Source organism: Tsuneonella sp. HG249, from assembly GCF_053819205.1.
In genome coordinates this window covers 15,151-37,186 of record NZ_JBSOQY010000005.1, presented here as the reverse complement: position 1 = coordinate 37,186, position 22,036 = coordinate 15,151, and the positions used below count along the sequence as shown (strand labels likewise).

Sequence of the window (22,036 nt, the reverse complement as noted above, 5' to 3'; positions counted from 1 at the left end):
CCAACCGCACACCGTTACAAAGCGCGCGGATGGACCTGACCACACCATCTGCTACCGACCCCATGGCGCTGGCGCTAGAGCGCGAGTTGCAACCCGGCGAACGCGTCCTATGGAGCGGCCGGCGGCTGGCGCGAGTCAGCTGGGGCGGCCTGGGTATCTGGCTGTTCGCCGTGCCGTGGACCGCATTTTCGCTGTCCTGGATGGCCGGCGCGAGCATGGGTGCACAGGCAGCATCGGGAACCATCGGCGTGCTCTCGTGGGCGTTCCCGCTGTTCGGACTGCCGTTCGTGCTCGTCGGGCTCGGCATGATGGCTGCCCCCTTCCTCCCGCTGTTCGGCGCGAGCCGCACGCTGTTCGCGATCACCGACCGGCGGGTGCTGCGGATCGCGTTGTTCGGGAGCCGGCTTTGGACCAAGTCGGTCGAACTCAAGGAAATCCGCGAATTCAGCCGCAGCGAAGGCCGAAATGCGGAGGGCGATCTGCGGCTCGACCTCGGCAGCACACGCGATAGCGAGGGCGACGTGCGCAAGGCCTCGTTCTCGATCGGTACCGTGGCGGACGTGATGGCGGCCGATCGCGTGCTCCACGCGCAGTTAGGCTTAAAGGCTAGCTCTTGAGCTTCCAGCCCGAGCGCAGCAGCGCGTAGGTGGCCCCGCCCAGTACCAGGTTAAACAGACCCAGCCCGAGGGCGCTCCACACTACTGCCTGATTGGTGCTGCCGATGTCGCTTTCGCCCAGGAATCCGAAGCGGAAGCCGCTGATCACGTAGAAGAACGGATTGGCGCGGCTGATCGTCTGAAACAGCGGGCTCAGGTTATCGATCACGTAGAACGTACCCGACAGCAGGCTCAGCGGCGCGACCACGAAGTTGGTCACCGCCGCGGCATGATCGAACTTCTCCGCCCAGATCGAGGTCATCAGGCCGAGCAGCGCGAGCATCGCCGCGCCCATGAGGCCGAACCACGCCACCGCCCAGGGATGCGCCATCGCCAGGCTCACCCCCGGATAGAGCAGCATCGCCAGCCCCACGGCCAGCCCGACCGCGACTGCGCGGGTAACCGCCGCGCCGACGATCCCGGTCATGAGCTCGCCGGTGGAGAGCGGCGGCATCAGCAGATCGATGATCGTCCCCTGGATCTTGCCCGACAGGAAGCTGAAGCTCGAGTTGGCGAAGGCGTTCTGCATCATGGCCATGACGATGAGGCCCGGGGCGACGAACGTCGCGAAAGGTACGCCAAGCACCTCGCGCCCGCTGCGGCCCATTGCAACGCTGAAGATCACGAGGAACAGCAGCGTCGTGACGGCCGGCGCCCAGATCGTCTGGGTCTGCACCTTGAGAAATCGCCGAACCTCCTTAATATAGAGGCTCCACAAACCGGTCCGGTTGACGCCCTGGATCACCGGCTCACCCCGCGGACGGAATACCGCGACGGCGGGCGCGGCGATCTCGACGGGCTGGGCTTGATCGGCCATGGCGCGGCGACTAGGGCCAAGCGCCCTCGCAGACAAGCGGGTCGTCACGGCGCCGCGCACGAATTGACAGGACAACATACCTTCCGATGAGCTGGACCGACGAACGCATCGCAACGCTGAAGAAGATGTGGGAGGGCGGCGCAACCGCCAGCCAGATCGCAGACGAGCTGGGCGGTGTCAGCCGTAACGCCGTGATCGGTAAGGCGCACCGCCTGGGTCTCAAGGCGCGTCCTTCGCCCGTGAAACCCAACGAAGAGAAGCCCGAACCAAAGAAACAGGCTGCCGCCCCGGCGGCGGAGGCGATCCGCCCGCCGGTGAAGAAGCAGCCCTTGCCGCCGCCGACCCGGCTCCAGCCAGCGGCGCAGCCGACCCCGGCCCCGGCCAGCGATGCGCAGAGCCAGCCGATGCCCAATCCGTCTTCACAGATGCCGCGGGTCGTATCGGTCGGGCCGGGCGGGTTCCTGCGCCAAGGCCCTGGCGACCAGCAGGCGCCGATTCCGCCCGCGCCGCCACGCCGCCTGGTGCCGGCCAAGCCTAGCCCCGAAATTGCCGATAAGACCAGCCTGCTCGACCTCAACGACAAGGTCTGCCGCTGGCCGATGGGGCACCCGGGCGAGGCGGACTTCCATTTCTGCGGCGTCAACGTGAACCCAGGGTTCCCGTATTGCGTCGAGCACTGTGGCCGCGCGTACCAGGCGCAGCTGCCGCGAGGTGCGCGCCGGCCCCCTCCGCCGCTCCCATTCGGCGGGCCGCGGGTGCGCTAGAACAGAGACAACAAGGCCCGGCCGTCGCGAGACTGCCGGGCCTTTTTCTTGACCGAGGAACTCATCGATGCCGCTTTCCCTTCACGACGCGATCATTCCCAACTGGCTGCAACAGCTCCAGGCCACGCAGCGACTGCTGTCAAAGGCGCAGGAGTGGGCAGAGAGCCAGAGCATCGGAGAGCGCGAGCTGCTGACAGCCCGCCTGGCTGAGGACATGCTGCCTCTAGCCTATCAGATCAAAAGTTGCCGTGAGCATACATCGGGATCTCTCGCGAAGTGCCGCGAGGGCGTGTTCTCGCCCGCGATGGACCCACCCCCACTTAGTTACGCTGAGCTCGACGCCAAGCTCGCGAACGCAATCGCGGAGGTCGAGTCGATCGATCCTGCCGAGCTGGAGGCGATGGCGGATCGCGACATGGCATTCGTGATGGGTGACACCCGGATAGAGTTCACCGTCCAGGACTTTCTGCTCAGCTTCTCCACCCCCAACCTCTATTTCCATGCCGCCACGGCCTACGACATCCTGCGGATGAAGGGCATGCCGATCGGCAAGCGGGACTTCATGGGGCGCCTGCGCATCAAACGCGGCTGATTAGGGCGCTTTTGCAAACCAGATCGTGTGACGCGGGCCCTTGTTGTTGGGGCGCGCGCGGACCGTGCGCTCTTCGACGGCGAAGCCCGCATCGCCAAGGCGGCGCGTGAATTTCGGATCGGGCGCAGCAGACCACACCGCCAGCAAGCCGCCGGGTTCCAGCGCGTCGCGGGCGCGGGCGAGGCCGGTGCGGGTGTAGAGCCGCTCGTTTCCTTCGCGGACGATACCGTCGGGCCCATTGTCGACATCGAGCAGGATCGCGTCGTAGCGCAGGGTGGTGCCATCGACGGCATCGTCGATGATCGCCCGCACATCCCACGGTTGGATATCGAGCCGCGGGTCTTCGAGGCTGTCCCCAGTGAGGCCGGCCAGCGGCCCGCGCGCCCACTCGATGATCTCGGGCACGATCTCGGCGACCACTACGCGCCCCTCGGGCCCCATAGCGGCGAGCGCCGCGCGGAGGGTGAAGCCCATACCGTAGCCGCCGATCAGCAATCGGGGCGCAGAATTGCCGAGCTGCTCGAGCGTCAGCACCGCGAGCTGCTCTTCTGAGAAGCGCATCCGCGTGCCCATCAACTCTTCGCGGCCGAGCATGACGATGTGGTCGCTTCCATGGCGAACCAGCGTCAGCGTGTCGCCGCCCGGGATTTGAGCTGTGGCAATGGTTTCGCGAGGGAGCATTTTCGATGCCCTCGCAGGCAGGCGCGCAAAAGGAAAGGGCCGCCGGATCGCTCCGACGGCCCTTGCCCGATTTCAGACCGGATCAGTCCTTGAGGAAGTCCGGGATGTGGCTTTCGCCGCCACCCGAGGGACGATCCTCGCGGTCACGCCGCGGGCCACGATCACCGCCGCCGTCTCGGCGCGGGCCGCGATCACGATCGCCGCCGCCACGTCCGCCCCGGTCGCCCCCGCCGGAGCGGGGCCCGCGACGGTCGCCGCCACGGTCACCGCCGCCGCTGCGCGGCTCGCGGGGTTCGCGCGGGGGACGGGTGTCCTCCAACTCGGCGCCGGTTTCCTGGTCGACCACCCGCATCGACAGACGGACCTTGCCGCGCGGATCGATCTCGAGAACCTTGACCTTCACTTCCTGGCCTTCGCTGACAACGTCAGTCGGCTTCTCGACCCGCTCGTTCTTCATCTCGCTGACGTGGACGAGACCGTCCTTGCCACCCATGAAGTTCACGAACGCACCAAAGTCGACGATGTTGACGACCTTACCGTCGTAGATCTTGCCGACTTCAGCCTCTTCCACGATGCCGGAGATCCACTTGCGCGCGGCCTCGATCTGGCTGAGGTCGCTCGAGCTGATCTTGATCAGGCCCTCGTCGTCAATGTCCACCTTGGCGCCGGTCTCGGCGACGATCTCGCGGATCACCTTGCCGCCAGTGCCGATGATGTCGCGGATCTTCGACTTGTCGATCTGCATCGTCTCGATGCGCGGCGCGTGCGCCGACAGTTCGGTGCGGGCTTCGCCCAGCGCCTTCTGCATTTCGCCGAGGATGTGCGCGCGACCGGCCTTCGCCTGATTGAGCGCCGCTTCGAAGATCTCGCGGGTGATTCCGGCGACCTTGATGTCCATCTGCATCGTGGTGATGCCTTCGGACGTGCCGGCGACCTTGAAGTCCATATCGCCCAGGTGATCCTCGTCGCCGAGGATGTCACTGAGGACGGTGAACTCATCGCCTTCGAGGATGAGGCCCATGGCGATGCCGGAAACCGGGCGCTTGATCGGCACGCCGGCGTCCATCAGCGCGAGGCTGCCGCCGCACACCGTGGCCATCGAGCTCGAGCCGTTGGACTCGGTAATGTCAGACACCACGCGGATGGTGTAAGGGAACTCTTCCTTCGTCGGCAGCACCGCACGCAGCGCGCGCCATGCCAGCTTGCCGTGGCCGGTGTCGCGGCGGCTAGGCGCCCCGAAGCGGCCGACTTCACCGACCGAGTACGGCGGGAAGTTATAGTGCAGCATGAAGTTCGAGTAGGAGAGGCCCTCCAGCCCGTCGATCATCTGCTCGCTGTCCTTGGTCCCCAGCGTGGTGGTGCAGATCGCCTGCGTCTCGCCGCGAGTGAACAGCGCCGAACCATGCGCGCGGGGCAGGATGTGCACCTGGCTCTCGATCGGGCGAACCTGGTCGGTCTTGCGGCCGTCGATGCGCTTGCCATCCTTGAGGATCGCGCCGCGGACCACGTCCGCCTCGACCTTCTTGGTCAGCTTAATCGCGGTCATCACGGTCTGACCGTCCTGGTCCGCGTAGTGGTCCTTGACCTTCTGGCGAGTCAGCTCGAGCGCCTCGCGCCGGGCCGACTTGTCGTTGGTGCCGTAGGCCTTGGCAACGTCGGCGCCGATCAGCTTCTTGATGTCCGCCTTCATCGCGGTGTTGTCGCTGGTGGCGACGTCCCACGGATCCTTGGCGGCCTGCTCGGCCAGATCGCAGATCAGGCCGACGACCTTTTTGATCTCGTCGTGCGCGAACAGCACCGCGCCGAGCATGATCTCTTCCGAAAGCTCCTTGGCTTCGGATTCGACCATCATCACCGCGTTGCCGGTGGCGGCGACGACGAGGTCGAGCGCGCCTTCAGCGGCTTCGGGCTGGCGGGGGTTGAGCGTGTACTCGCCGTCGACATAGCCGACACGCGCAGCGCCGATCGGGCCCATGAAGGGCACGCCCGAGATGGTCAGCGCAGCCGAAGCGGCGATCATCGCGACGATGTCGGGCTCGACCTCGCCGTCGAAGCTAAGCACCTGGGCGATGACGTTGATCTCGTTGTAGAACCCTTCGGGGAACAACGGACGGCAGGGCCGGTCGATCAGGCGGGAGACCAGCGTTTCCTTTTCGGTCGCGCCGCGTTCACGCTTGAAGAAGCCGCCCGGGATGCGCCCGGCGGCGAAGAACTTTTCCTGATAGTGGACGGTAAGGGGGAAGAAATCCTGCCCTTCCTTCACGCTCTTGGCGGCGGTCACGGCGCAAAGCACCACGGTCTCGCCATAGGTCGCCAGCACGGCGCCATCGGCCTGGCGCGCGATGCGCCCGGTTTCCAGGGTGAGGGTCTTGCCGCCCCACTCCATCGATACAGTCTTGGTGTCGAACATCATTTTTCCTTCGTGACCCGCACGGCCATATTGCGGTGCGGGGCCTCAAATCCGGGGAAGCCGTCCCGGTCCGGTGCGGGGCTTTTCGCGCCCCAGAGGCCAATCCGCCGAATGCGAATGGCCGGATAAACGAAAGGGCGGCCTTCGCCGCCCTTTCGAGAAACTCTTACTTGCGAAGCCCGAGCTTCGCGATCAGCGCGTTGTACCGCTCGACGTCGATCTTCTTGAGATAGGCGAGCAGCGTGCGGCGCTTGTTGACCATCATCAGCAAGCCGCGGCGCGAATGGTTGTCCTTGTGGTGACCCTTGAAGTGCTCGGTGAGGTTGCGGATGCGCTCGGTGAGGATCGCGACCTGCACTTCGGGGGAGCCGGTGTCGCCCTTTTCGCGGGCGTTGTCCTTGATGACTTCGGCCTTCTTTTCGGCAGTAATGGTCATGTCACTTCGTCTTTCACGGTATCGAGGGGTAGGTTGAAGCCGCGGACGACGCTTGCCGTCCCCCCTTCGGCCTCCATCAACGCCACCGGCACGCCGGCGTATCGCGCGAGAAAGAGCCCGTCGGGCAAGGCTTGATCGGACAGAACCCGGCCCTGTCGGGCCGCCTGCGCGCTTGTCCAATCGAGGTCGAGAGCCGGGATACCGTCCAGCCCCGCCTCCAGCGGCAGGAGGTGGTCTTGAAGCCGCGCGCCCTTGCCGATTTCATTGAGCATGTCCAGCGAAATCGCCGCTTCCTGGCCGAACGGACCGGCCTTGGTGCGGCGCAAATAGGTGACATGACCGACCGTGCCCAGGGCGCGTGCGACGTCCCGTGCCAGCGAGCGGATGTAAGTGCCCTTGGAGACCTGGGCGCGCAGGGTAATGCTGTCGGCCAGCTCCAGTGGCGTGCCCGGATCATAAGGGTCGGGTCGGCCGGCGGTCGTGGCAAACGAGGAACCGATCGCTTCGTCCGCGCGGGGATGCGCGAGCTCCAGCTCGTGGATCGTCACCAGGCGGGCCGGCATCTCCACATCCTCGCCCCCGCGTGCCCGATCATACGCGCGCCGCCCGTCGAGCTTGATCGCCGAATACGCCGGCGGAATCTGCTCGATCGGCCCGGTGAAGTGATCGAGGACGGCGGCGACCGCTGCTATCGGCGGACGCCGGTCGCTTTGCGCGACGACGGAACCTTCGGTGTCGAGCGTATCGGTCTCTTCGCCGAGCTGGATCGTGAACTCGTAGATCTTGCTCGCGTCGAGCATGCGCCCGGCGAGCTTGGTCGCCTCGCCGAGCGCAATCGGCAGCACGCCTTCGGCGAGCGGATCGAGGGTGCCGCCGTGACCGATCTTGACCTTGCCGAAGCCCGCGTCGCGCAAGTTGCGCTTGGCCGCCGCGACCGCCTGAGTCGAACCCAGGCCGCGCGGCTTGTCGAGGATCAGCCAGCCATTCGGCTTGTCAGGCACCGGCAACCCAAGCCGCCAGGCTGAGGAACTGGCCGCGCACCCACTCGACGGGCGGGCCGACGGTGTTCTCGATGATCCCCGCGTCCGGAAAGGCCCACGTCGCCGCGATCAGCGCGATGAACAGCAGCATGCCGACATTGCGTAGCTTGGCGTAGTGGTGCGCGAGGCGGCGCGGCAGAATCCCTTCCAGAATATGCGAACCGTCGAACGGCGGGATCGGCAGCAGGTTGAACAGCGCAAGGAACACGTTGATCGTAATGAACAGCAGCAGTCCGCCGAGGACATACTCGCTCGCTCCCTCGGGCGGCGCGGTAAGCGAACCCGCGTAGAGCCCCATCGCCACTGCGCCGAGCGCGCCAAGCAGGATATTGGTTCCGGGCCCGGCGGCGGCCACCAGCATCATGCCGAGCCGTGGATTGTTCAGCCGCGCGAAGTTGACCGGCACCGGCTTGGCCCAGCCGAAGATCGGCCCGCCGAAGAGCGCCATCGCCCCGGGCACCAGCAGCGTGCCGATCGGATCGACGTGGCGAATGGGATTGAGGCTGAGGCGCCGCTGCTCCTTGGCGGTGGGATCGCCCAGCGCGAGCGCGGTCCACCCATGCGCGACCTCGTGGAACACTATGGCGACGATCAGGCAGGGGATGAGCAGGAGCGCGAGCTGCAGCGTTTCGGACATCCCGCTCATGTGGGGGTTCCGAACGCCGCGCTGAAGTGCTTGCGACAGAGCGCGACGTAGCGCTCGTTGCCGCCGACTTCGGTCTGCGCGCCCTCGCGCACCGCCGCGCCGCTGGCGTCGACCCGCAGGTTCATCGTCGCCTTGCGCCCGCAGTGGCACACGCCCTTCAATTCGACGAGCTTGTCGGCGATCCCCAATAGCGCCGCTGAGCCAGGGAACAGCTCGCCCTGGAAGTCGGTCCTGAGGCCGTAGCAGACCAGCGGGATGCCCGCCTCGTCCGCCAGCCGGGCGCACTGCCAAACCTGCTCGCTGGTAAGGAACTGCGCCTCGTCGATCAGCACCGCGTCGAGCGGCTCAGCCCGATGCGCGGCCATCACCGCGGCCCAGAGGTCTGTCTCGGGCGTGTAGCGGTGGGCGTCGGCTTCAAGCCCGATGCGGCTGCGCACCATGCCTTCGCTGCGGCTGTCGAGGTCGGCGGTCCACAGCATCGTGCGCATCCCGCGCTCGCGGTAGTTGAAGTCAGCCTGCAGCAGGGTCGACGATTTCCCTGCGTTCATGCTGGCGTAGTAGAAATAGAGCTTGGCCACTCAGTCCTCGCCCAGATCGCGCGCGACCTTGGGGTCATTGAGCAGCCGCTCGATCCGCTCCGCCTCGTCGAAGCTCTCGTCAGGCTTGAACTGCAGCTTGGGCGCGAACTTGAGCCCGAGGCGCTTGGCGACCTCGCGCTGGAAGAAGGCGGTGTTGGTGCGCAGCGCCTTGAGCACTTGCCCCTCGTCCTCGCCGAGCAGCGGCTTCACGTAGGCGTTGGCGTTGCGCAAGTCGGGCGTCATCCGCACCTCGGTCACAGAGACCGAGTGCGCGGTCAACACGTCGTCATGCACCTCGCCGCGCGCGAGCAGCTCCGACAGGATATGCCGCACCCGCTCGCCCACCTTGAGCACTCGGACCGACCGGCTTTCGGGGGTCGCAGTCGCCTTCACCATTTTGGTCAGCCCATCTTCGCGTGAATTCGCTTGAGCGAGGTCATGTTGCGCGCCGTCCCCCTCACGCCCAGCCGACGCTGAAGAAAAGCGCCGGTGAGGCTCGATACCCCCACGCCGTGAACATAGTCGAGATAGAGCGCGCGCGGACCCGGCGCCAGCCGCTCGCCGCCCTTGGCCTGGTGCTCCGAGAGCAGCGCCTCGAAGCGCTCTTGGGTTGGCTGTCCATCAAGGAAGATGGTGTGCACGAACTTGTTCTCGCCATCGCCGTAAAACGGGTTGTCCTCGACAGCGGATAGCACCTCTTCCTTCGTTCGAACTGCAACGAGACTGTCGAACCCGAACCTGGCCTTGACGATGCAGGCGATTTCCTCGCTGAGCTTCGCGTCGCTGGCGCGTGCATGCTCGAACAGCACGTTACCGCTGGCGACCACCGTGGCGACATCGGAGAAGCCTTCGCCCTCCAGAGCCGCCACGAGATCCGTCATCTTCAGCCGGTTGCCCCCGACGTTGACCGAGCCGAGGAGAGCGACATAGCGCGGCATTGCTTAGAGGATGCGCTCCCGCTCCTCGACCTCGAACACCTCGAGCTGGTCGCCCGGCTTGATGTCGTTGGTGTCGGCCAGCACGACGCCGCACTCGAGGCCCGCGCGGACCTCCTCGACGTCGTCCTTGAACCGACGGAGCGACTGGATGGTAGTCGCCGAAACGATGACGTCCTCGCGGGTGAGACGCGCGAACAGGCCCTTGCGGATCGCTCCTTCGACCACCAGCAAACCCGCCGCCTTGTCCTTCTTGCCGGCCGGGAACACTTGCTTGACCTCGGCGCGGCCGAGCACGTTCTCGATCTTGAGCGGACCGAGCACGCCAGCCATCTCCTTCGAGACGTCCTCGGTGAGGTGATAGATGACGTCGTAGTACATCATCCGCACCCGGTCGCGGGCGACCAGCAGGCGCGCCTTGGGATTGGGGCGGACGCCGAAGCCGATGATCGGCGCGCCGCTTGCGGCGGCGAGCAGCACATCGCTCTCGGTGATCGCACCTACGCCCGCGTTGAGCACGCGCACCTTGATGTCCTCGTTCGAGATGTTGTGCAGCGCGGTGACGATCGCCTCCACCGAGCCCTTCACGTCGGCCTTCACCACCACCGGCCACTCGACCACGTTGGTCTTCAAATTCGAGAACATCGTATCGAAGTTGGTCGGGGCCAGCGTGGTGCGCTTCTCGGTCGCGCGCGCATGGCGGAACGCGGCGACCTCGCGGGCGCGAGCCTCGTTCTCAACCACCAGCAACTGGTCGCCCGCATCAGGGACCCCGCCGCTGCCGAGAATCTCGACCGGGAACGCCGGTCCGGCTTCCTTGACCTGCTGTCCCTTGTCGTCGACCAGCGCACGCACGCGGCCGCTCTCGGTGCCGACGACGAAGATGTCGCCGCGCTTCAAGGTGCCCCGTGTGACCAGCACCGTCGCGACCGGGCCGCGGCCCTTGTCGAGCTGCGCTTCGATCACCACGCCCTCGGCGTCACGATCGGGGTTGGACTTCAGCTCGAGCAGCTCGGCCTGGAGCAGGATCTTCTCCACCAGATCGTCAAGCCCGGCGCCGGTCTTGGCCGACACCTCGACGTCCTGCACCTCGCCGCTCATCGCCTCTACAATGACCTCGTGCTCCAACAGGCGCTCGCGGATCTTCTGCGGATTATACTCCTCGCGGTCGGACTTGGTGATCGCCACGATCATCGGCACACCTGCCGCCTTGGTGTGATTGATGGCCTCGATCGTCTGCGGCATGATCGCGTCGTCGCCCGCGACCACCAGGATCACGATGTCGGTGACGTTGGCACCGCGCGCGCGCATCTCGGTGAACGCGGCGTGGCCCGGGGTGTCGAGGAAGGTGACCTTGTCGCCGCCCTTAGTGGTGATCTGGTAGGCGCCGATGTGCTGGGTGATGCCGCCGGCTTCGCCCTTCACCACGTCGGTCCCGCGCAGCGCGTCGAGCAGCGAGGTCTTGCCGTGATCAACGTGGCCCATGATGGTTACCACCGGGGGGCGCGGCTTGAGCGTATCTTCGGGGTCGGCATCCTGCGCGGTCGCGATATCGACATCGCTTTCGGAAACGCGGGTGATGTTGTGGCCGAACTCCTCGACCAGCAGTTCGGCGGTGTCCTGGTCGATCGTCTGATTGACCGTGACCATCATCCCCATGTTGAACAGTGACTTCACCAGGTCGGCGCCCTTCTCGGCCATCCGGTTGGCAAGTTCCTGCACGGTGATCGCTTCCGGCACGACAACGTCGCGCACCTGCTTCTCGCGCGGGGCGGACGGGCCGCCGTGGGTGCGGCGTTCCTTCTCACGGGCCCGCTTCAGCGCGGCGAGCGAGCGGGCACGGCGGCCCTCGTCCTCGTTCAGCGCACGGGTAACGGTGAGCTTGCCCGAACGGCGGTCGCCGCCGCCCCCGCCGCGATCGGCGTCGGCAGTGGGGCGCTTTTCTTCCTTCTTCTTTTCGGGACGCTTGATCTCGGGCCGCGCCACGGGGGTGAATCGGCGCGCCGAAGGAGTCGGCGTTGCGCCGCTTTCCTCGGTGCTTTCCGTTTCGGCTTCCGCCGCTTCGGCCGGCTCGGTGGAAACCTCGGACTCGACCGCAGGCTCCGAAGAAGGAGCGCGGCCTGTATCGGCCTCTGCCTCGCGGTTCGCTTCCGCACGGCGCCGCTCTTCCTCGAGCGCACGGGTCCGTTCCTCGGCTTCGCGCTCCGTCTGTTGAGCCAGCGTCGCCAGGCGCGCTTCCTCAGCTTCGCGCTGGAGGCGGGCGACGCGTTCCTGGGGCGTCTCGGCCGAAGGAGAAGGCTTGGCCTTGGCGACCGGAGCCGCGGCGGGTGGCGGCGGCGGGGGAGGCGGCGGAGGCGGCGGTGGAGGAGTAACCTCGCCAGGCTTGCCCACGAGGCGGCGACGCTTGACTTCGACCACCACTTTATTGGTGCGGCCGTGGCTGAAGGTCTGCTTGACCTCGCCTGCGTCGACCGACCGCTTGAGGCCAAGCGGCTTGCGTTCGCGCGGGGTGTCGTTGTTGTCGCTCATAAAACTCGTCTTCGTCCTTCGATCAGTCGTCCGGCGCGGCGGGTTCATGCCCGCCGGCCGATGGAGCGGCTTGCTGGCCGCCGAGGAAATGCATCAGGCGCTCGAGCGCGAGAGACACCCGCGCGGCAGCGGCCGGATCGGCCAGCGCCATGTGGACGACGTTGTCGCGGCCCATTGCCACAGACAGCGTGGCTCGGTCCAGTGGCAAGGTCGTGCCGGTTTCGCCGGTACCTTCGGCCTCGCGCCCGACCCGCCATGCCTGGTCGAGCTTGCGGCTGCCGTCAGCGCTAGCATCGGCCGCGTGGAGCAGCAGTTCGACCACCCCGCCGCGTGAATGCTCGGCAATCCGGTCGGACCCCAAAATAAGGTGTCCCGCGCGCAATTCGAGGCCGAGCCGATCGAGGAAGGCGCGCGTGAGCGCATCCTCGATCCGCTGCGGCAGGTCTACGGGCACGCGAAGCGCCGCTCCCTTGAACGCTCTCGCCAGCGCGCCCTTGAGCTTGCCTTTGGCGATAGCGGCTTCCAGCTCTGCACGGCCGACGGCCAGCCAGGCACCGCGCCCCGGCGCTTTTGCGTGGATGTCGGGCAAAACGTCGCCCTCGGGAGAAACCGCCAACCGCACCAGCGATGCCCGCTCGCCGTGCTCCCCGGAGAGGATGCACTTGCGCTCCGGCGCCACTTTCGCAGCGCGCGGTGCCCCGGCGATGTCGGAACTTACGCGCTCATTGTTCGGAGTCCGCATTCACGGCCTCCTCGGTCGAGGCCGGGGCCTCTTCGTCCTCGAACCAATGGGCGCGAGCAGCCATGATGATCTCGTTGCCCTGTTCTTCGGTGAGGCCGAACTCGCCGAGAACGCCGCCCTTGTCTTCCGCCTTGGCCGGACGGTCGCTGCGCATGCGCGGACCTTCGGCCGGGGCTACCTGGCGGCGACGGGGCGCCTCGCGGCGCTTGGCGATCAACTCATCTGTAGCGAGGTCCGCGAGGTCATCGAGGGTCTTGATGCCCCCCTTGCCAAGTGTGACCAGCATTTTCTCGGTAAGGTGCGGGATTTCCGCCAGCGCATCCTCGACACCCAGCGCCTGACGCTCGGCACGATGACCCGCTTCCTGACGCTCAAGCGCTTCAAGCGCGCGGCTCTGCAGTTCCTGCGCGAGGTCGTCGTCGAAGCCCTCGATGCCAGCCAACTCGCTGAGCTCGACGTAAGCCACTTCCTCGAGCTCGACGAAGCCTTCGGCAACGAGCAGCTGGCTGAGCGTTTCGTCGACGTCGAGCTCTTCTTCGAACATCTTGGAACGCTCAGCGAACTCTTTCGAGCGCTTCTCCGACGCTTCTTCCTCGGTCATGATGTCGATCTGGTGGCCGGTTAGCTGGCTCGCCAACCGCACGTTCTGGCCGCGGCGGCCGATCGCGAGGCTCAGCTGATCGTCAGGCACCACCACCTCGATCCGCCCGTCGTCCTCGTCGAGCACCACGCGGCTGACGGTGGCGGGCTGGAGCGCATTGACCACGAAGGTCGCGGTGTCCTCGCTCCACGGGATGATGTCGATCTTCTCGCCCTGCAGCTCTTGCACGACCGCCTGCACCCGGCTGCCCTTCATGCCAACGCAGGCGCCGACAGGGTCGATGCTGCTGTCGCGGCTGATCACGCCGATTTTTGCGCGCGAACCCGGATCACGAGCAGCAGCCTGGATGGTGATGATGCCGTCGTAAATCTCGGGCACTTCCTGCGCGAACAGCTTCTTCATGAACTCAGGGTGCGCGCGGCTGAGAAAGATCTGCGGGCCGCGGTTGTTGCGCTCGACCTTGGTGATCAGCGCGCGCACGCGGTCGCCCGGGCGGGCGGCTTCGCGAGGAATTTGCTGGTCGCGACGGATGACGCCCTCGGCCCGGCCGAGGTTGACGATTACGTGGCCGAACTCGACCGACTTGATCACGCCGGTGATGATTTCGCCTGCGCGGTCCTGGAACTCTTCAAACTGGCGCTCGCGCTCCGCGTCGCGCACCTTCTGGAAGATCACCTGCTTGGCGCTCTGGGCGTCGATCCGGCCGAGATCGACCGGGGGCAGCGGATCGACGATATAATCGCCCACTTTGGCATCGGCCTGCAGCTTGGCAGCTTGTTCCAGGTTCACCTGCTTGAAGTAGTCATCGACTTCCTCGACGACCTCGACAACGCGCCACAAGCGCAGGTCGCCCGTCATTGGGTCGAGCTTGGCGCGAATGTCGTTCTCGTTGCCGTAGCGCGCCCGGGCGGCTTTCTGGATCGCTTCTTCCATCGCCTCGATGACGATTGCCTTATCGATCATCTTCTCGGTGGCGACCGAGTTCGCGATCGCGAGCAATTCGGCCTTGTTGGCGGAAATCGAGGTGGCCATGGTGGTCTTACTCTTCCTCTGCTTCGAGTATTTCTTCGGCACCGGTAGTGTCGATCGGCTTTGTCGCGGCGATCAACGCGTCGGTAAGGACGAGCTGTGCCGTGTGTATCTTGTCGCGCGGGACGGTGACGGTGCCGGACTTGCGGTCGGAGATGGTGACCGCGTCGCCGGCGATCCCCTGGATCACGCCTTTCATCACGCGCTGGTGCCCGCTGACGTCGACCCAGTCCTTGTCCATTACGATGCGCGCTTCATGTCCGGCCCATTTAGCAAAATCGTTCGCGCGAGTGAGCGGGCGGTCGATCCCCGGGCTGCTCACTTCCAGGTGGTAGGCACCTTCGATCAGCACTTCGCCCGCTTCCTCTCGGGCATCGATCGCATCGCTGATCCGGCGGGACAGGGCCGCGCACTGATCGATGATGAGCTGTCCGGTCGCCGGATCCTCGGCCATGACCTGCAGCGCCTCGCCACCCTCGCCGGCCTCCGATTGCATCATCTTCACACGCACGAGCTCCAGCCCTAGCGCAGCCGCTTCGGGTTCGATCAATTGCGTAAGGCGGGCGATATTTGCCAGGGTGAACCTACTGTGCGTGCCACGAGCCTTGGGTGCCGGCCCCTTGCGGCGCCAGCCCCTTCAGTCTCGCGATGTCGGGATTGATGGCGCAGATAGACGCGAGTCCGGTCAAAGGCAAGTAGCTAGTCCGTCTCGGCCAGCCCATGCTTCCTGATGCAATGCCGCAGCTGATCGTAGGACAAGCCCAGCGCCTTGGCAGTCTGGCGCTGATTCCAGCGGTGACGGCCGAGGGCGTGCTCCACGATACTGCGCTCGTGGGCGTCGACCGCTGCCCGCAGATCTTCCACCGAGTCGTAATCCATGGCCGAAGGCGCGCTGTCGGCAAGCGTTGAAGTGGCTGCTTGTCCGGACGCTTTCGCAGCCGTCGCCGCGGGCCGCCAGGGGCTCTCGAACGGGTCGAACACCACATGGCCGATCGGTTGGCGCGCGTCGTCCCAACGGTAGACCGCGCGCTCGACCACGTTGCGGAGCTCCCGGACATTGCCCGGCCAGAGGTGATTCTCCAGCTGGGCACGGACGTGATCGGAGAACCCGGGCCAGCTTTGCCAGCGCAACTCGCTTGCCATCCGTCGGCCGAAGAACTCGGCCAGGACGATCACATCTCCTTCACGCACGCGCAACGGCGGCAAGGTTATGACTTCGAAGCTGAGCCGATCCAACAGGTCGGCGCGGAAGCGGCCTTCCTCCGCGAGGTGAGGCAGGTGCTCGTTGGTCGCCGCGACAATCCGCACATCCACCCGGATCGGGCGGTTCGACCCGATCCGCGAGACCTCGCCATATTCCACTGCCCGCAGGAGTCGCTCTTGCGCCTGCATCGAAAGGGTCGCCAGTTCATCGAGGAACAACGTTCCCTTGTCCGCTTCCTCGAACCGACCCGCCCGGGCACGAGTGGCGCCGGTGAAGGCCCCTTGCTCATGACCGAACAGCTCCGCTTCTATGAGCGTCTCGGGTAGTGCAGCACAGTTCATGGTGACGAGCGGTTCGTCCCACCGCGACGACAAGCGGTGAAGGCGCTCGGCGATCAGTTCCTTGCCGGTTCCTCGCTCGCCAACGACCAGAACCGGCCGGTTCATCGAAGCCGCCCGACTTGCGCGCTCGACGGCGTCGAGGAACTCCCCCGATTGCCCGATGAACTGGCTTTCCCGCTCCACACCCAATCAATAGCGCATTTTCCCATTTGTCAGCAACAGGCGCCATCACGTCGTTCGTCGAAATCCCAGGCCCATCCGTAAGCTCGAATTGGCATGGTGCTTGCTGAAGGATGAACATAATCCTCGGGAGGTACCATGTTCGACCGCAGCTTTCTCCAAACCCGCCTCGGTCACGCCGCACTCGCGAGCGTCGCGGCGATGGCCGTGTTCGTGGCGTTGAGCGCGCAGATCCAGGCGAGCCCGGCCTATGCCGCCGATGGCCTCCTGACCACCACGGAGATCGCGTGAACAAGCCTACCTCTCAAGACCCCCTAGGGCCGGAGCGTGACGAAATCCCCCCGCGCGGACAGTCCCCCCGTGCGCCGAACGCTTCGGCCCGACCCTATCAGTCGCGGCTCGACGAAGAAGTCGAGCGCCTGCGTCAGAGCCCTACCCCCACCCAGTCCGCTGCCCAGCGTGACATAGCCAACTACGGAGTCGCCTTCATGGGTATCTTCAGCCGCACTCGGGACATCATCGCGGCCAACTTCAACGACATGCTCGACAAGGCCGACGACCCGACCAAGATGATCCGCATGATCATCCTCGAAATGGAGGAGACGCTCGTCGAAGTCCGTGCAAGTGCGGCTCGCACAATCGCCGACCAGAAGGAGATGCACCGCCATACCGTGAAGCTGGAACGCCTACAGGCAGATTGGGCGGAAAAGGCGCAACTCGCGCTGAGCAAGGATCGCGAGGACCTCGCCCGCGCCGCACTGGTCGAAAGGAAGAAGGCGGGCGACATGGCCGAGCAGCTAAGGAGCGAGATTGCCGTGCTCGACGATGCCTTGCGTGCATACGAGCAGGACATCGAGAAGCTGCAGGTTCGCCTGCGCGAGGCACGTAGCCGCCAGACCGCAATCGCCGCGCGGCTCGAAAGTGCCGAAAACCGGGTCAAGCTGCGCACGCTGATGACCAACGAGCGGACAGACGAGGCGCTCGCTCGCTTCGACCAACTGGAACGCCGCGTGGACTATGCAGAAGGCCGCGCCGATGCGCTGTCCATCGCCGACGGCACCGGAAAGCCGAGCTTGGCGGACGAGATCGCCGCGCTCGCCGGCAAGGATCAGATCGACGACGAACTCGAACAAATGAAGCGCGCGCTCGGTATGACCGACGGCGAAGGGGAGTAACGCACAATGGACGTGGACGTCGTCATCGTCATGGGAATCCTGTTCATCGGACTCCCGTGGATCATCCTGCACTACATCACCCGGTGGAAAACCGCCGCGACCATCACCACCGACGACGAGGCGCTGCTCGAGGAGCTCTACAGTCTCGCCAAGCGGCTCGACGAACGGATGGACACAGTTGAGCGCCTAGTCGCCAGCGACAACCCCGAGTTCAAACCCGCGCGCCTGATGCATGACCGCGAGATCGACAACGCGCCTCTGCGCGAACTCGACCGCTTGATTGCCGAGAAGAAGGGAGCCCGCTCGTGAATACCCCCCGCACAACCCTTTATCGTGACAAGCAGAACTCCAAGCTTCTGGGTGTCTGCTCTGGCATCGCGGATTATACCGGGGTCAATGTTTTGTGGGTTCGACTCGCCTTCATCGTGTTGCTGTTCACGGTGACCCCCATTCTCCTCCCCGGCTACTTCATCGCGGGCATGCTGCTGAACAAGAAGCCGCAGCATCTTTATGTCGACCAGGATGAGACGAAGTACTGGCAGCGAGTGCGGCAAAGCCCAAAACGGACAGCGCGCGAGATCCGCGGCAAGATGAAGGATATCGACCGCCGCCTCGCCGACGTCGAAACCTACTACGTAACCAGCAATCCGCGACTGTCCGCGGAGATTGAACGGCTGCGCTGAGCCTTCCGAGGGGGAGACCGAATAAGATGGAAGACATTATCTGGATCCTAGTGCCCCTGGCCCCATTCCTGATGGTCGGCTTCATCGTCTGGACCAAGAGCCAGCAGAAGATCGCCGAGATGCAGGTTCGTTCGACCGCGAGCGACACAGCGGAACGCGCCGCGCAATACGCCAGTCATGTGACCGAACTCGAAGACAGGGTCCGCGTGCTGGAACGGATTGTAACCGACAAGGGCTACGACGTGGCCACCCAGATCGAGGCGCTGCGCGATCAGCGGCGGGTCGACGACGCCGATAGCGGGAAGTCGATCGCAACGCTGCGGAAGGAGCGTGCGTGATGCCTTTCAGCGAAATCATCCCCTATGTCGGCTTTATAATTGCCGGGGCATTCGTGCTCGGCGCGGGCGGCATCATCGCCTCGGTCCACACCACGCGGCTCAAGATCAAGAACGGTTATCCACTCGAGGGGATGTGGGGCCAGTCGCTGAAACCCAACACCGACAAGGACGCCGTCGCGCGAGTGCAGCTCCTCACGCAGGAGAACGCCCAGCTCAAGGCGGAAGTCGGCGCCATACGAGAGCGGCTGGAGACGGTCGAGCGGATCGTCACCGACGGCGGTTATCGCCTGACCCACGAGATCGAACAGCTGCGCAGCGGCAAGGAGAAAGTGCAGTGAGCTTTTGGACCGCCGCCGTCGTCATCGTGGCGATTATTGCCTTCACCTCGATCAGGATCGCCGCGTTAAACCGGCGTAACGGCATTGGCCCTGACCTCGCGCAGCCGACCGACGATGGCGAGAAGGCCCTGCTGCGCCACGAGGTCCAGGAACTGCGCGAGCGGATCAAGGTGCTCGAGCGGATCACCACCGACGCCAACACCAGCCATGCCCTCGAGACCCGCCGGGTTTCCGACGAGATCGAGGCGCTGCGCGACCGCTGATAGCCGGCCGAGCGAGAGGAGCACCTACGTAATGACCGACCACATCATCCTCGGCGCCACTTCGCTCGCCGCGATTGCGATCGTTGCCTTTGCCATGCTGCGCGGCTGGCAGGGCTGGCTGACGCTGAAGGAGCACGAGCTCGAGCGGGGCCCATCGCCCGCACGCGAACCGGAGACCGGCAGCGCTATCGGTGCGGCGCGGATCGAGCTCAGCGACCTCAAGGAACGCATCCGCAAGCTGGAAGCCATCGCGAACGGCGTCGACCTGTGAGCGCTGTTCGCAGCGGAGCCGCTCAGGCCGGCATCGGCCTTGGCAGCGCGATCGCGGTGGCCATCAGCTGGAGCCTGCACAAGTCGATCCTGTGGGCGGCGATCCAAGGCTTCTTCGGCTGGTTCTACGTCATCTACTACGCGTTCACCCGCCCCGGCGGGCTAGCGGGTTAACTCCGCAGCCGCTAGAGGCGCGCGCCATGCGCAGCGTTGCCGACATCGCGGAAGAGTACGAGTTCCTCGACCGGGACGATCGCTGGCGGATGCTGATCGAGCTTGGGGAATCCCTTGAGCCCATGCCCGAAGCTTTGAAAAGCGCTCAGACCAAGGTCGCCGGGTGCGCTTCCGACGTCTGGGTCTACCCCCTTCCAGCAACCGAAGAGCGGGGGCTGCATTTTCTTGCGGACAGCAATTCGGCTTTCACAAAGGGGATCGTCGCTCTTGTGATCGCCGCGGTTCAAGACGAGCCTGCGGCAAAAGTAGCGAACATGGATATCCGTCAGGCCCTCGCGCCGTTCGACCTCAAGAACCAGTTTACGTCGCAACGCACGCAGGGCGTCCCGAACATGATCGCCCTGGTGCAGCAGCATGCCGCCCGGATCGCAGCTCGCCCGCCCGATTGACCTGCGGGGCGCGAGGCGTAGACTGACCCCGAGGGGAGACAGCGCCATGCGAAGCCATCTCGTGATAACACTGGCAGCCATCGCCGGGTCGACGCCGGTAGCGGTCGCCGCGCAGGACGCGGCCGAAACCGCGGTCATCCTGAGCGGAACGGGTCAGGCGCAAGGACGCGCGCAGCGGTCGCTCGGGCAGTCGATCTCAGCCAGCATGGGGAATGCGGCCAACGCAGTAGCCGCCACCAATCGCGCGCGATCGCAGGCCCCGACCTATCGCCCGAGGGCGAGAGGTTCGGGGAAGGCAGGCAACTTCGCGATTGCCTTGCCTGGCGACGTCGATCCGCTCGATCGGACCGATGCGCCCTCTTACGAGCTGGCCAACGGCGCCTCGATCCGGGTGAGCGGAGGGCTCCGGCGCCCGCTGCCGCTACAGGAAGTGCCGGAGGCAGCGGGCGAGTGCGAGGGCGGGTGCCCCGACCAATAATTCGCAATCGGGGATGAAGGGGTATCGCCGGGACCGCCGGCACTGTACCCCCCCATCGCGGGTCGCTGCTTGAGCAGGGGGCTCCAGATGACTCGCACCTTCAAATCCACCATCGCCGCCGTTTTATTGGTCGGTCTTTCGGGGCCTGCGCTTTCGCAAGCGGAGCCCGAAGAGGCGCGGACTACCTATCAGGTCACCTTCCTCAAGTTTGCGCCGGGCGCGGATGATCGCTGGACGGAAATCTCCGAGAAGAACTATGCGCCCGCCCGCAAGACCGCCGGCCTGCCAGAGACCCAGGTCCACTGGATGATGGACGGGCCTTGGGACATCATGCTCGTCACTCGGCTGCCCCGCGGCATGGCGACGATCGATGCTCATGTATCGCCCGAGCGCGCAGCGGTCCGCAAGGCGCTCGTCGCACAACTGGGATCCGAAGCTGCAGCCGACGCCCTCGACGAGGAAAACGGCAAGCTCATCGCCAACAGCATGCGGGTCTACAGCCACACCCACCCGTAAACGACCAGTCGCGACGGGACGCCGCCAACGCGGCGTTCCGTCAGGCCGGGCGGCTCTCGCGCACCACCGCGACGCCCGCCTCGCGCTGGCGCTGAAGCTCGGCCTTCAGCTTCACAGGGTCGCGCGCGAATACGAAGCCGAAACTGACGCCACCTTCTTTACCGATGGTCGCGTGATGAAGTTTGTGCGCCTGGACCAGCCGCTTGGCGTATCCACGTTTGGGCACCCAGCGGAACCAACGCTGGTGGACGAGACCATCGTGCACCAGGGTGTAGATCACCCCGTAGACCAGCACGCCGAGCCCGATCCAGGTCCCGGGCCACCAGGCGTCCGCCCCCATGACCAGTGGGCTGCCCACAGCGAACATTGCAATACTGAGCCCAGCGCCGACCAAAGCGTAAAGGTCGTTCTTCTCGACCTTTTTGTGGTGCGGCTCGTGATGATCGCGGTGCCAGCCCCAGCCGAATCCGTGCATCACGTATTTGTGGCTGCTCCAGGCAACGAGTTCCATCGACAGGACCGTGGCAAGAACAATCGCGGGTGGGATAAGCCATTGCATCGATCTGAAATATAGGCCCACGCCTCCGGTTGCGCGACCCATTCTTTCACCAAGCCCTAACTCTGGTTCTCACGCCGTTCATATTCAGGGGCCCAAATCTGAACGGCAGACCGAACTTCCGGTCGAACCAAGGATTTGAACCATGCGAATCAGCACCAAGCTTTTCATCGCAGCCATGGCCGGTGGCGCGTCGCTTGCAATTGCGATCCCCGCGCAAGCCCAAAGCTACCCCCAATCGCGGGATCGTTATGAAGACCGCGACGATCGCTACGAAGATCGTGACGAACGTTATGACGATCGCGACGATCGGCACGAGGAGCGCTGGGAGGATCGCCATCGCTATGACGACCGGGGTCAGGCGCACGCCATCCGTCGACAGATCGAACAGCTCGAACAGCGCATTCAGCGAAACGACGGGCGCGACCGGATTTCGGAGCGGGAGGCAGCCCAGCTTCGCCGCGCGGTTTACAACTTGCGCCAGCAATACCGGGCCTTCCGCAACAACGGCCTGACCCAGCGCGAAGCCCAGGTCCTGCAGAGCCGCATTCAGCAGCTTCGCCAGCGTCTGAGCTACGAGCGCCGGGATAACGACGGCCGCCGCTGGTAACTCGA

At 65.3% G+C, this 22,036-nt stretch carries 31 protein-coding genes; 16 read left to right on the top strand and 15 right to left on the bottom strand.

All coding sequences use genetic code 11. The features are described from left to right. Positions 1–29 precede the first annotated feature (29 nt). Positions 30–617 carry a hypothetical protein gene (locus tag ACWPM1_RS14490; RefSeq protein WP_455695621.1) on the top strand — a complete coding sequence of 196 codons (588 nt, stop codon included), beginning with the start codon at positions 30–32 and terminating at the stop codon, positions 615–617. On the opposite strand, the gene ACWPM1_RS14485 is transcribed toward ACWPM1_RS14490, so the two are convergent. Further along, positions 607–1,473 carry an ABC transporter permease gene (locus ACWPM1_RS14485; protein ID WP_455695620.1) on the bottom strand — a complete coding sequence of 289 codons (867 nt, stop codon included), beginning with the start codon at positions 1,471–1,473 and terminating at the stop codon, positions 607–609. The genes ACWPM1_RS14490 and ACWPM1_RS14485 overlap by 11 nt on opposite strands. Positions 1,474–1,559: 86 nt before the next feature. On the opposite strand from ACWPM1_RS14485, the gene ACWPM1_RS14480 reads away from it, so the two are divergent. Next, on the top strand, positions 1,560–2,237 hold the full coding sequence (locus tag ACWPM1_RS14480) for a GcrA family cell cycle regulator (protein ID WP_455695619.1): 678 nt from the start codon (positions 1,560–1,562) through the stop codon (positions 2,235–2,237). Positions 2,238–2,304: 67 nt separating this feature from the next. After that, positions 2,305–2,829 (top strand): DUF1993 domain-containing protein, encoded by a 525-nt coding sequence (locus ACWPM1_RS14475; protein WP_455695618.1) that lies wholly within the window; start codon positions 2,305–2,307, stop codon positions 2,827–2,829. On the opposite strand, the gene ACWPM1_RS14470 is transcribed toward ACWPM1_RS14475, so the two are convergent. From ACWPM1_RS14470 to pspF, 13 genes are all read right to left on the bottom strand, one after another. Then, complete coding sequence (locus ACWPM1_RS14470; RefSeq protein ID WP_455695617.1) at positions 2,830–3,510, bottom strand: spermidine synthase; 681 nt, start codon at positions 3,508–3,510, stop codon at positions 2,830–2,832. It abuts the gene before it with no gap. A gap of 82 nt (positions 3,511–3,592) precedes the next feature. After that, positions 3,593–5,920, bottom strand: coding sequence for a polyribonucleotide nucleotidyltransferase (gene pnp, locus ACWPM1_RS14465; protein WP_455695616.1), 2,328 nt, complete (start codon positions 5,918–5,920; stop codon positions 3,593–3,595). Between the two features lie 166 nt (positions 5,921–6,086). Next, positions 6,087–6,356 carry a 30S ribosomal protein S15 gene (gene rpsO / locus ACWPM1_RS14460; RefSeq protein WP_455695615.1) on the bottom strand — a complete coding sequence of 90 codons (270 nt, stop codon included), beginning with the start codon at positions 6,354–6,356 and terminating at the stop codon, positions 6,087–6,089. Beyond that, the gene (truB, locus tag ACWPM1_RS14455; protein WP_455695614.1) at positions 6,353–7,363 is read right to left on the bottom strand and encodes a tRNA pseudouridine(55) synthase TruB; all 1,011 of its coding nucleotides are present in this window, start codon (positions 7,361–7,363) and stop codon (positions 6,353–6,355) included. The genes rpsO and truB overlap by 4 nt, the downstream gene beginning before the upstream one ends. Continuing rightward, the gene (locus ACWPM1_RS14450) at positions 7,350–8,033 is read right to left on the bottom strand and encodes a site-2 protease family protein (RefSeq protein ID WP_455695640.1); all 684 of its coding nucleotides are present in this window, start codon (positions 8,031–8,033) and stop codon (positions 7,350–7,352) included. The genes truB and ACWPM1_RS14450 overlap by 14 nt, the downstream gene beginning before the upstream one ends. 5 nt (positions 8,034–8,038) lie before the next feature. Continuing rightward, a complete protein-coding gene (locus ACWPM1_RS14445) occupies positions 8,039–8,620 on the bottom strand; it encodes a thymidine kinase (RefSeq protein WP_455695613.1) in 582 nt (193 codons plus the stop codon). Beyond that, entirely contained in the window at positions 8,621–9,016 is a 396-nt protein-coding gene (rbfA, locus tag ACWPM1_RS14440) for a 30S ribosome-binding factor RbfA (RefSeq protein WP_455695612.1), read from the bottom strand. It lies immediately after the preceding gene. A 5-nt stretch (positions 9,017–9,021) separates the two neighbouring features. After that, complete coding sequence (locus ACWPM1_RS14435) at positions 9,022–9,558, bottom strand: DUF1697 domain-containing protein (protein ID WP_455695611.1); 537 nt, start codon at positions 9,556–9,558, stop codon at positions 9,022–9,024. A gap of 3 nt (positions 9,559–9,561) precedes the next feature. Then, positions 9,562–12,084, bottom strand: a complete 2,523-nt coding sequence (gene infB, locus ACWPM1_RS14430; protein WP_455695610.1) for a translation initiation factor IF-2 — start codon at positions 12,082–12,084, stop codon at positions 9,562–9,564. 22 nt (positions 12,085–12,106) lie between these two features. Continuing rightward, positions 12,107–12,826 (bottom strand): DUF448 domain-containing protein, encoded by a 720-nt coding sequence (locus ACWPM1_RS14425; RefSeq protein WP_455695609.1) that lies wholly within the window; start codon positions 12,824–12,826, stop codon positions 12,107–12,109. Further along, positions 12,807–14,459 carry a transcription termination factor NusA gene (nusA, locus tag ACWPM1_RS14420; protein ID WP_455695608.1) on the bottom strand — a complete coding sequence of 551 codons (1,653 nt, stop codon included), beginning with the start codon at positions 14,457–14,459 and terminating at the stop codon, positions 12,807–12,809. Before nusA ends, ACWPM1_RS14425 begins: the two co-directional genes overlap by 20 nt. Before the next feature lie 7 nt (positions 14,460–14,466). Next, positions 14,467–15,033, bottom strand: a complete 567-nt coding sequence (rimP, locus tag ACWPM1_RS14415; protein ID WP_455695639.1) for a ribosome maturation protein RimP — start codon at positions 15,031–15,033, stop codon at positions 14,467–14,469. Positions 15,034–15,155: 122 nt separating this feature from the next. Further along, entirely contained in the window at positions 15,156–16,184 is a 1,029-nt protein-coding gene (gene pspF / locus ACWPM1_RS14410) for a phage shock protein operon transcriptional activator (protein WP_455695607.1), read from the bottom strand. Between the two features lie 135 nt (positions 16,185–16,319). On the opposite strand from pspF, the gene ACWPM1_RS14405 reads away from it, so the two are divergent. From ACWPM1_RS14405 to ACWPM1_RS14350, 12 genes are all read left to right on the top strand, one after another. Beyond that, complete coding sequence (locus ACWPM1_RS14405) at positions 16,320–16,472, top strand: hypothetical protein (RefSeq protein WP_455695606.1); 153 nt, start codon at positions 16,320–16,322, stop codon at positions 16,470–16,472. A 128-nt stretch (positions 16,473–16,600) separates the two neighbouring features. After that, positions 16,601–17,356, top strand: a complete 756-nt coding sequence (gene pspA, locus ACWPM1_RS14400) for a phage shock protein PspA (protein WP_455695638.1) — start codon at positions 16,601–16,603, stop codon at positions 17,354–17,356. A gap of 6 nt (positions 17,357–17,362) precedes the next feature. After that, positions 17,363–17,665, top strand: a complete 303-nt coding sequence (gene pspB, locus ACWPM1_RS14395; RefSeq protein WP_455695605.1) for an envelope stress response membrane protein PspB — start codon at positions 17,363–17,365, stop codon at positions 17,663–17,665. Further along, entirely contained in the window at positions 17,662–18,039 is a 378-nt protein-coding gene (gene pspC, locus ACWPM1_RS14390) for an envelope stress response membrane protein PspC (RefSeq protein ID WP_455695604.1), read from the top strand. Before pspB ends, pspC begins: the two co-directional genes overlap by 4 nt. A gap of 26 nt (positions 18,040–18,065) precedes the next feature. Beyond that, the gene (locus ACWPM1_RS14385; protein WP_455695603.1) at positions 18,066–18,377 is read left to right on the top strand and encodes a hypothetical protein; all 312 of its coding nucleotides are present in this window, start codon (positions 18,066–18,068) and stop codon (positions 18,375–18,377) included. Continuing rightward, positions 18,377–18,715 carry a hypothetical protein gene (locus ACWPM1_RS14380; protein ID WP_455695602.1) on the top strand — a complete coding sequence of 113 codons (339 nt, stop codon included), beginning with the start codon at positions 18,377–18,379 and terminating at the stop codon, positions 18,713–18,715. The genes ACWPM1_RS14385 and ACWPM1_RS14380 overlap by 1 nt, the downstream gene beginning before the upstream one ends. Further along, positions 18,712–18,978, top strand: a complete 267-nt coding sequence (locus ACWPM1_RS14375) for a hypothetical protein (RefSeq protein WP_455695601.1) — start codon at positions 18,712–18,714, stop codon at positions 18,976–18,978. Before ACWPM1_RS14380 ends, ACWPM1_RS14375 begins: the two co-directional genes overlap by 4 nt. Positions 18,979–19,009: 31 nt before the next feature. After that, complete coding sequence (locus ACWPM1_RS14370) at positions 19,010–19,249, top strand: hypothetical protein (RefSeq protein WP_455695600.1); 240 nt, start codon at positions 19,010–19,012, stop codon at positions 19,247–19,249. Continuing rightward, positions 19,246–19,422 (top strand): hypothetical protein, encoded by a 177-nt coding sequence (locus ACWPM1_RS14365; protein WP_455695599.1) that lies wholly within the window; start codon positions 19,246–19,248, stop codon positions 19,420–19,422. Before ACWPM1_RS14370 ends, ACWPM1_RS14365 begins: the two co-directional genes overlap by 4 nt. A 26-nt stretch (positions 19,423–19,448) precedes the next feature. Beyond that, positions 19,449–19,871, top strand: coding sequence for a SufE family protein (locus tag ACWPM1_RS14360; protein ID WP_455695598.1), 423 nt, complete (start codon positions 19,449–19,451; stop codon positions 19,869–19,871). Between the two features lie 46 nt (positions 19,872–19,917). Next, on the top strand, positions 19,918–20,349 hold the full coding sequence (locus ACWPM1_RS14355; RefSeq protein WP_455695597.1) for a hypothetical protein: 432 nt from the start codon (positions 19,918–19,920) through the stop codon (positions 20,347–20,349). 87 nt (positions 20,350–20,436) lie between these two features. Further along, on the top strand, positions 20,437–20,865 hold the full coding sequence (locus tag ACWPM1_RS14350; RefSeq protein WP_455695596.1) for a hypothetical protein: 429 nt from the start codon (positions 20,437–20,439) through the stop codon (positions 20,863–20,865). A 40-nt stretch (positions 20,866–20,905) separates the two neighbouring features. Here ACWPM1_RS14350 and ACWPM1_RS14345 read toward each other — a convergent pair whose 3' ends face one another. Then, positions 20,906–21,424, bottom strand: coding sequence for a sterol desaturase family protein (locus ACWPM1_RS14345; protein ID WP_455695595.1), 519 nt, complete (start codon positions 21,422–21,424; stop codon positions 20,906–20,908). Between the two features lie 175 nt (positions 21,425–21,599). On the opposite strand from ACWPM1_RS14345, the gene ACWPM1_RS14340 reads away from it, so the two are divergent. Continuing rightward, the gene (locus tag ACWPM1_RS14340) at positions 21,600–22,031 is read left to right on the top strand and encodes a hypothetical protein (protein ID WP_455695594.1); all 432 of its coding nucleotides are present in this window, start codon (positions 21,600–21,602) and stop codon (positions 22,029–22,031) included. Positions 22,032–22,036 lie beyond the last annotated feature (5 nt).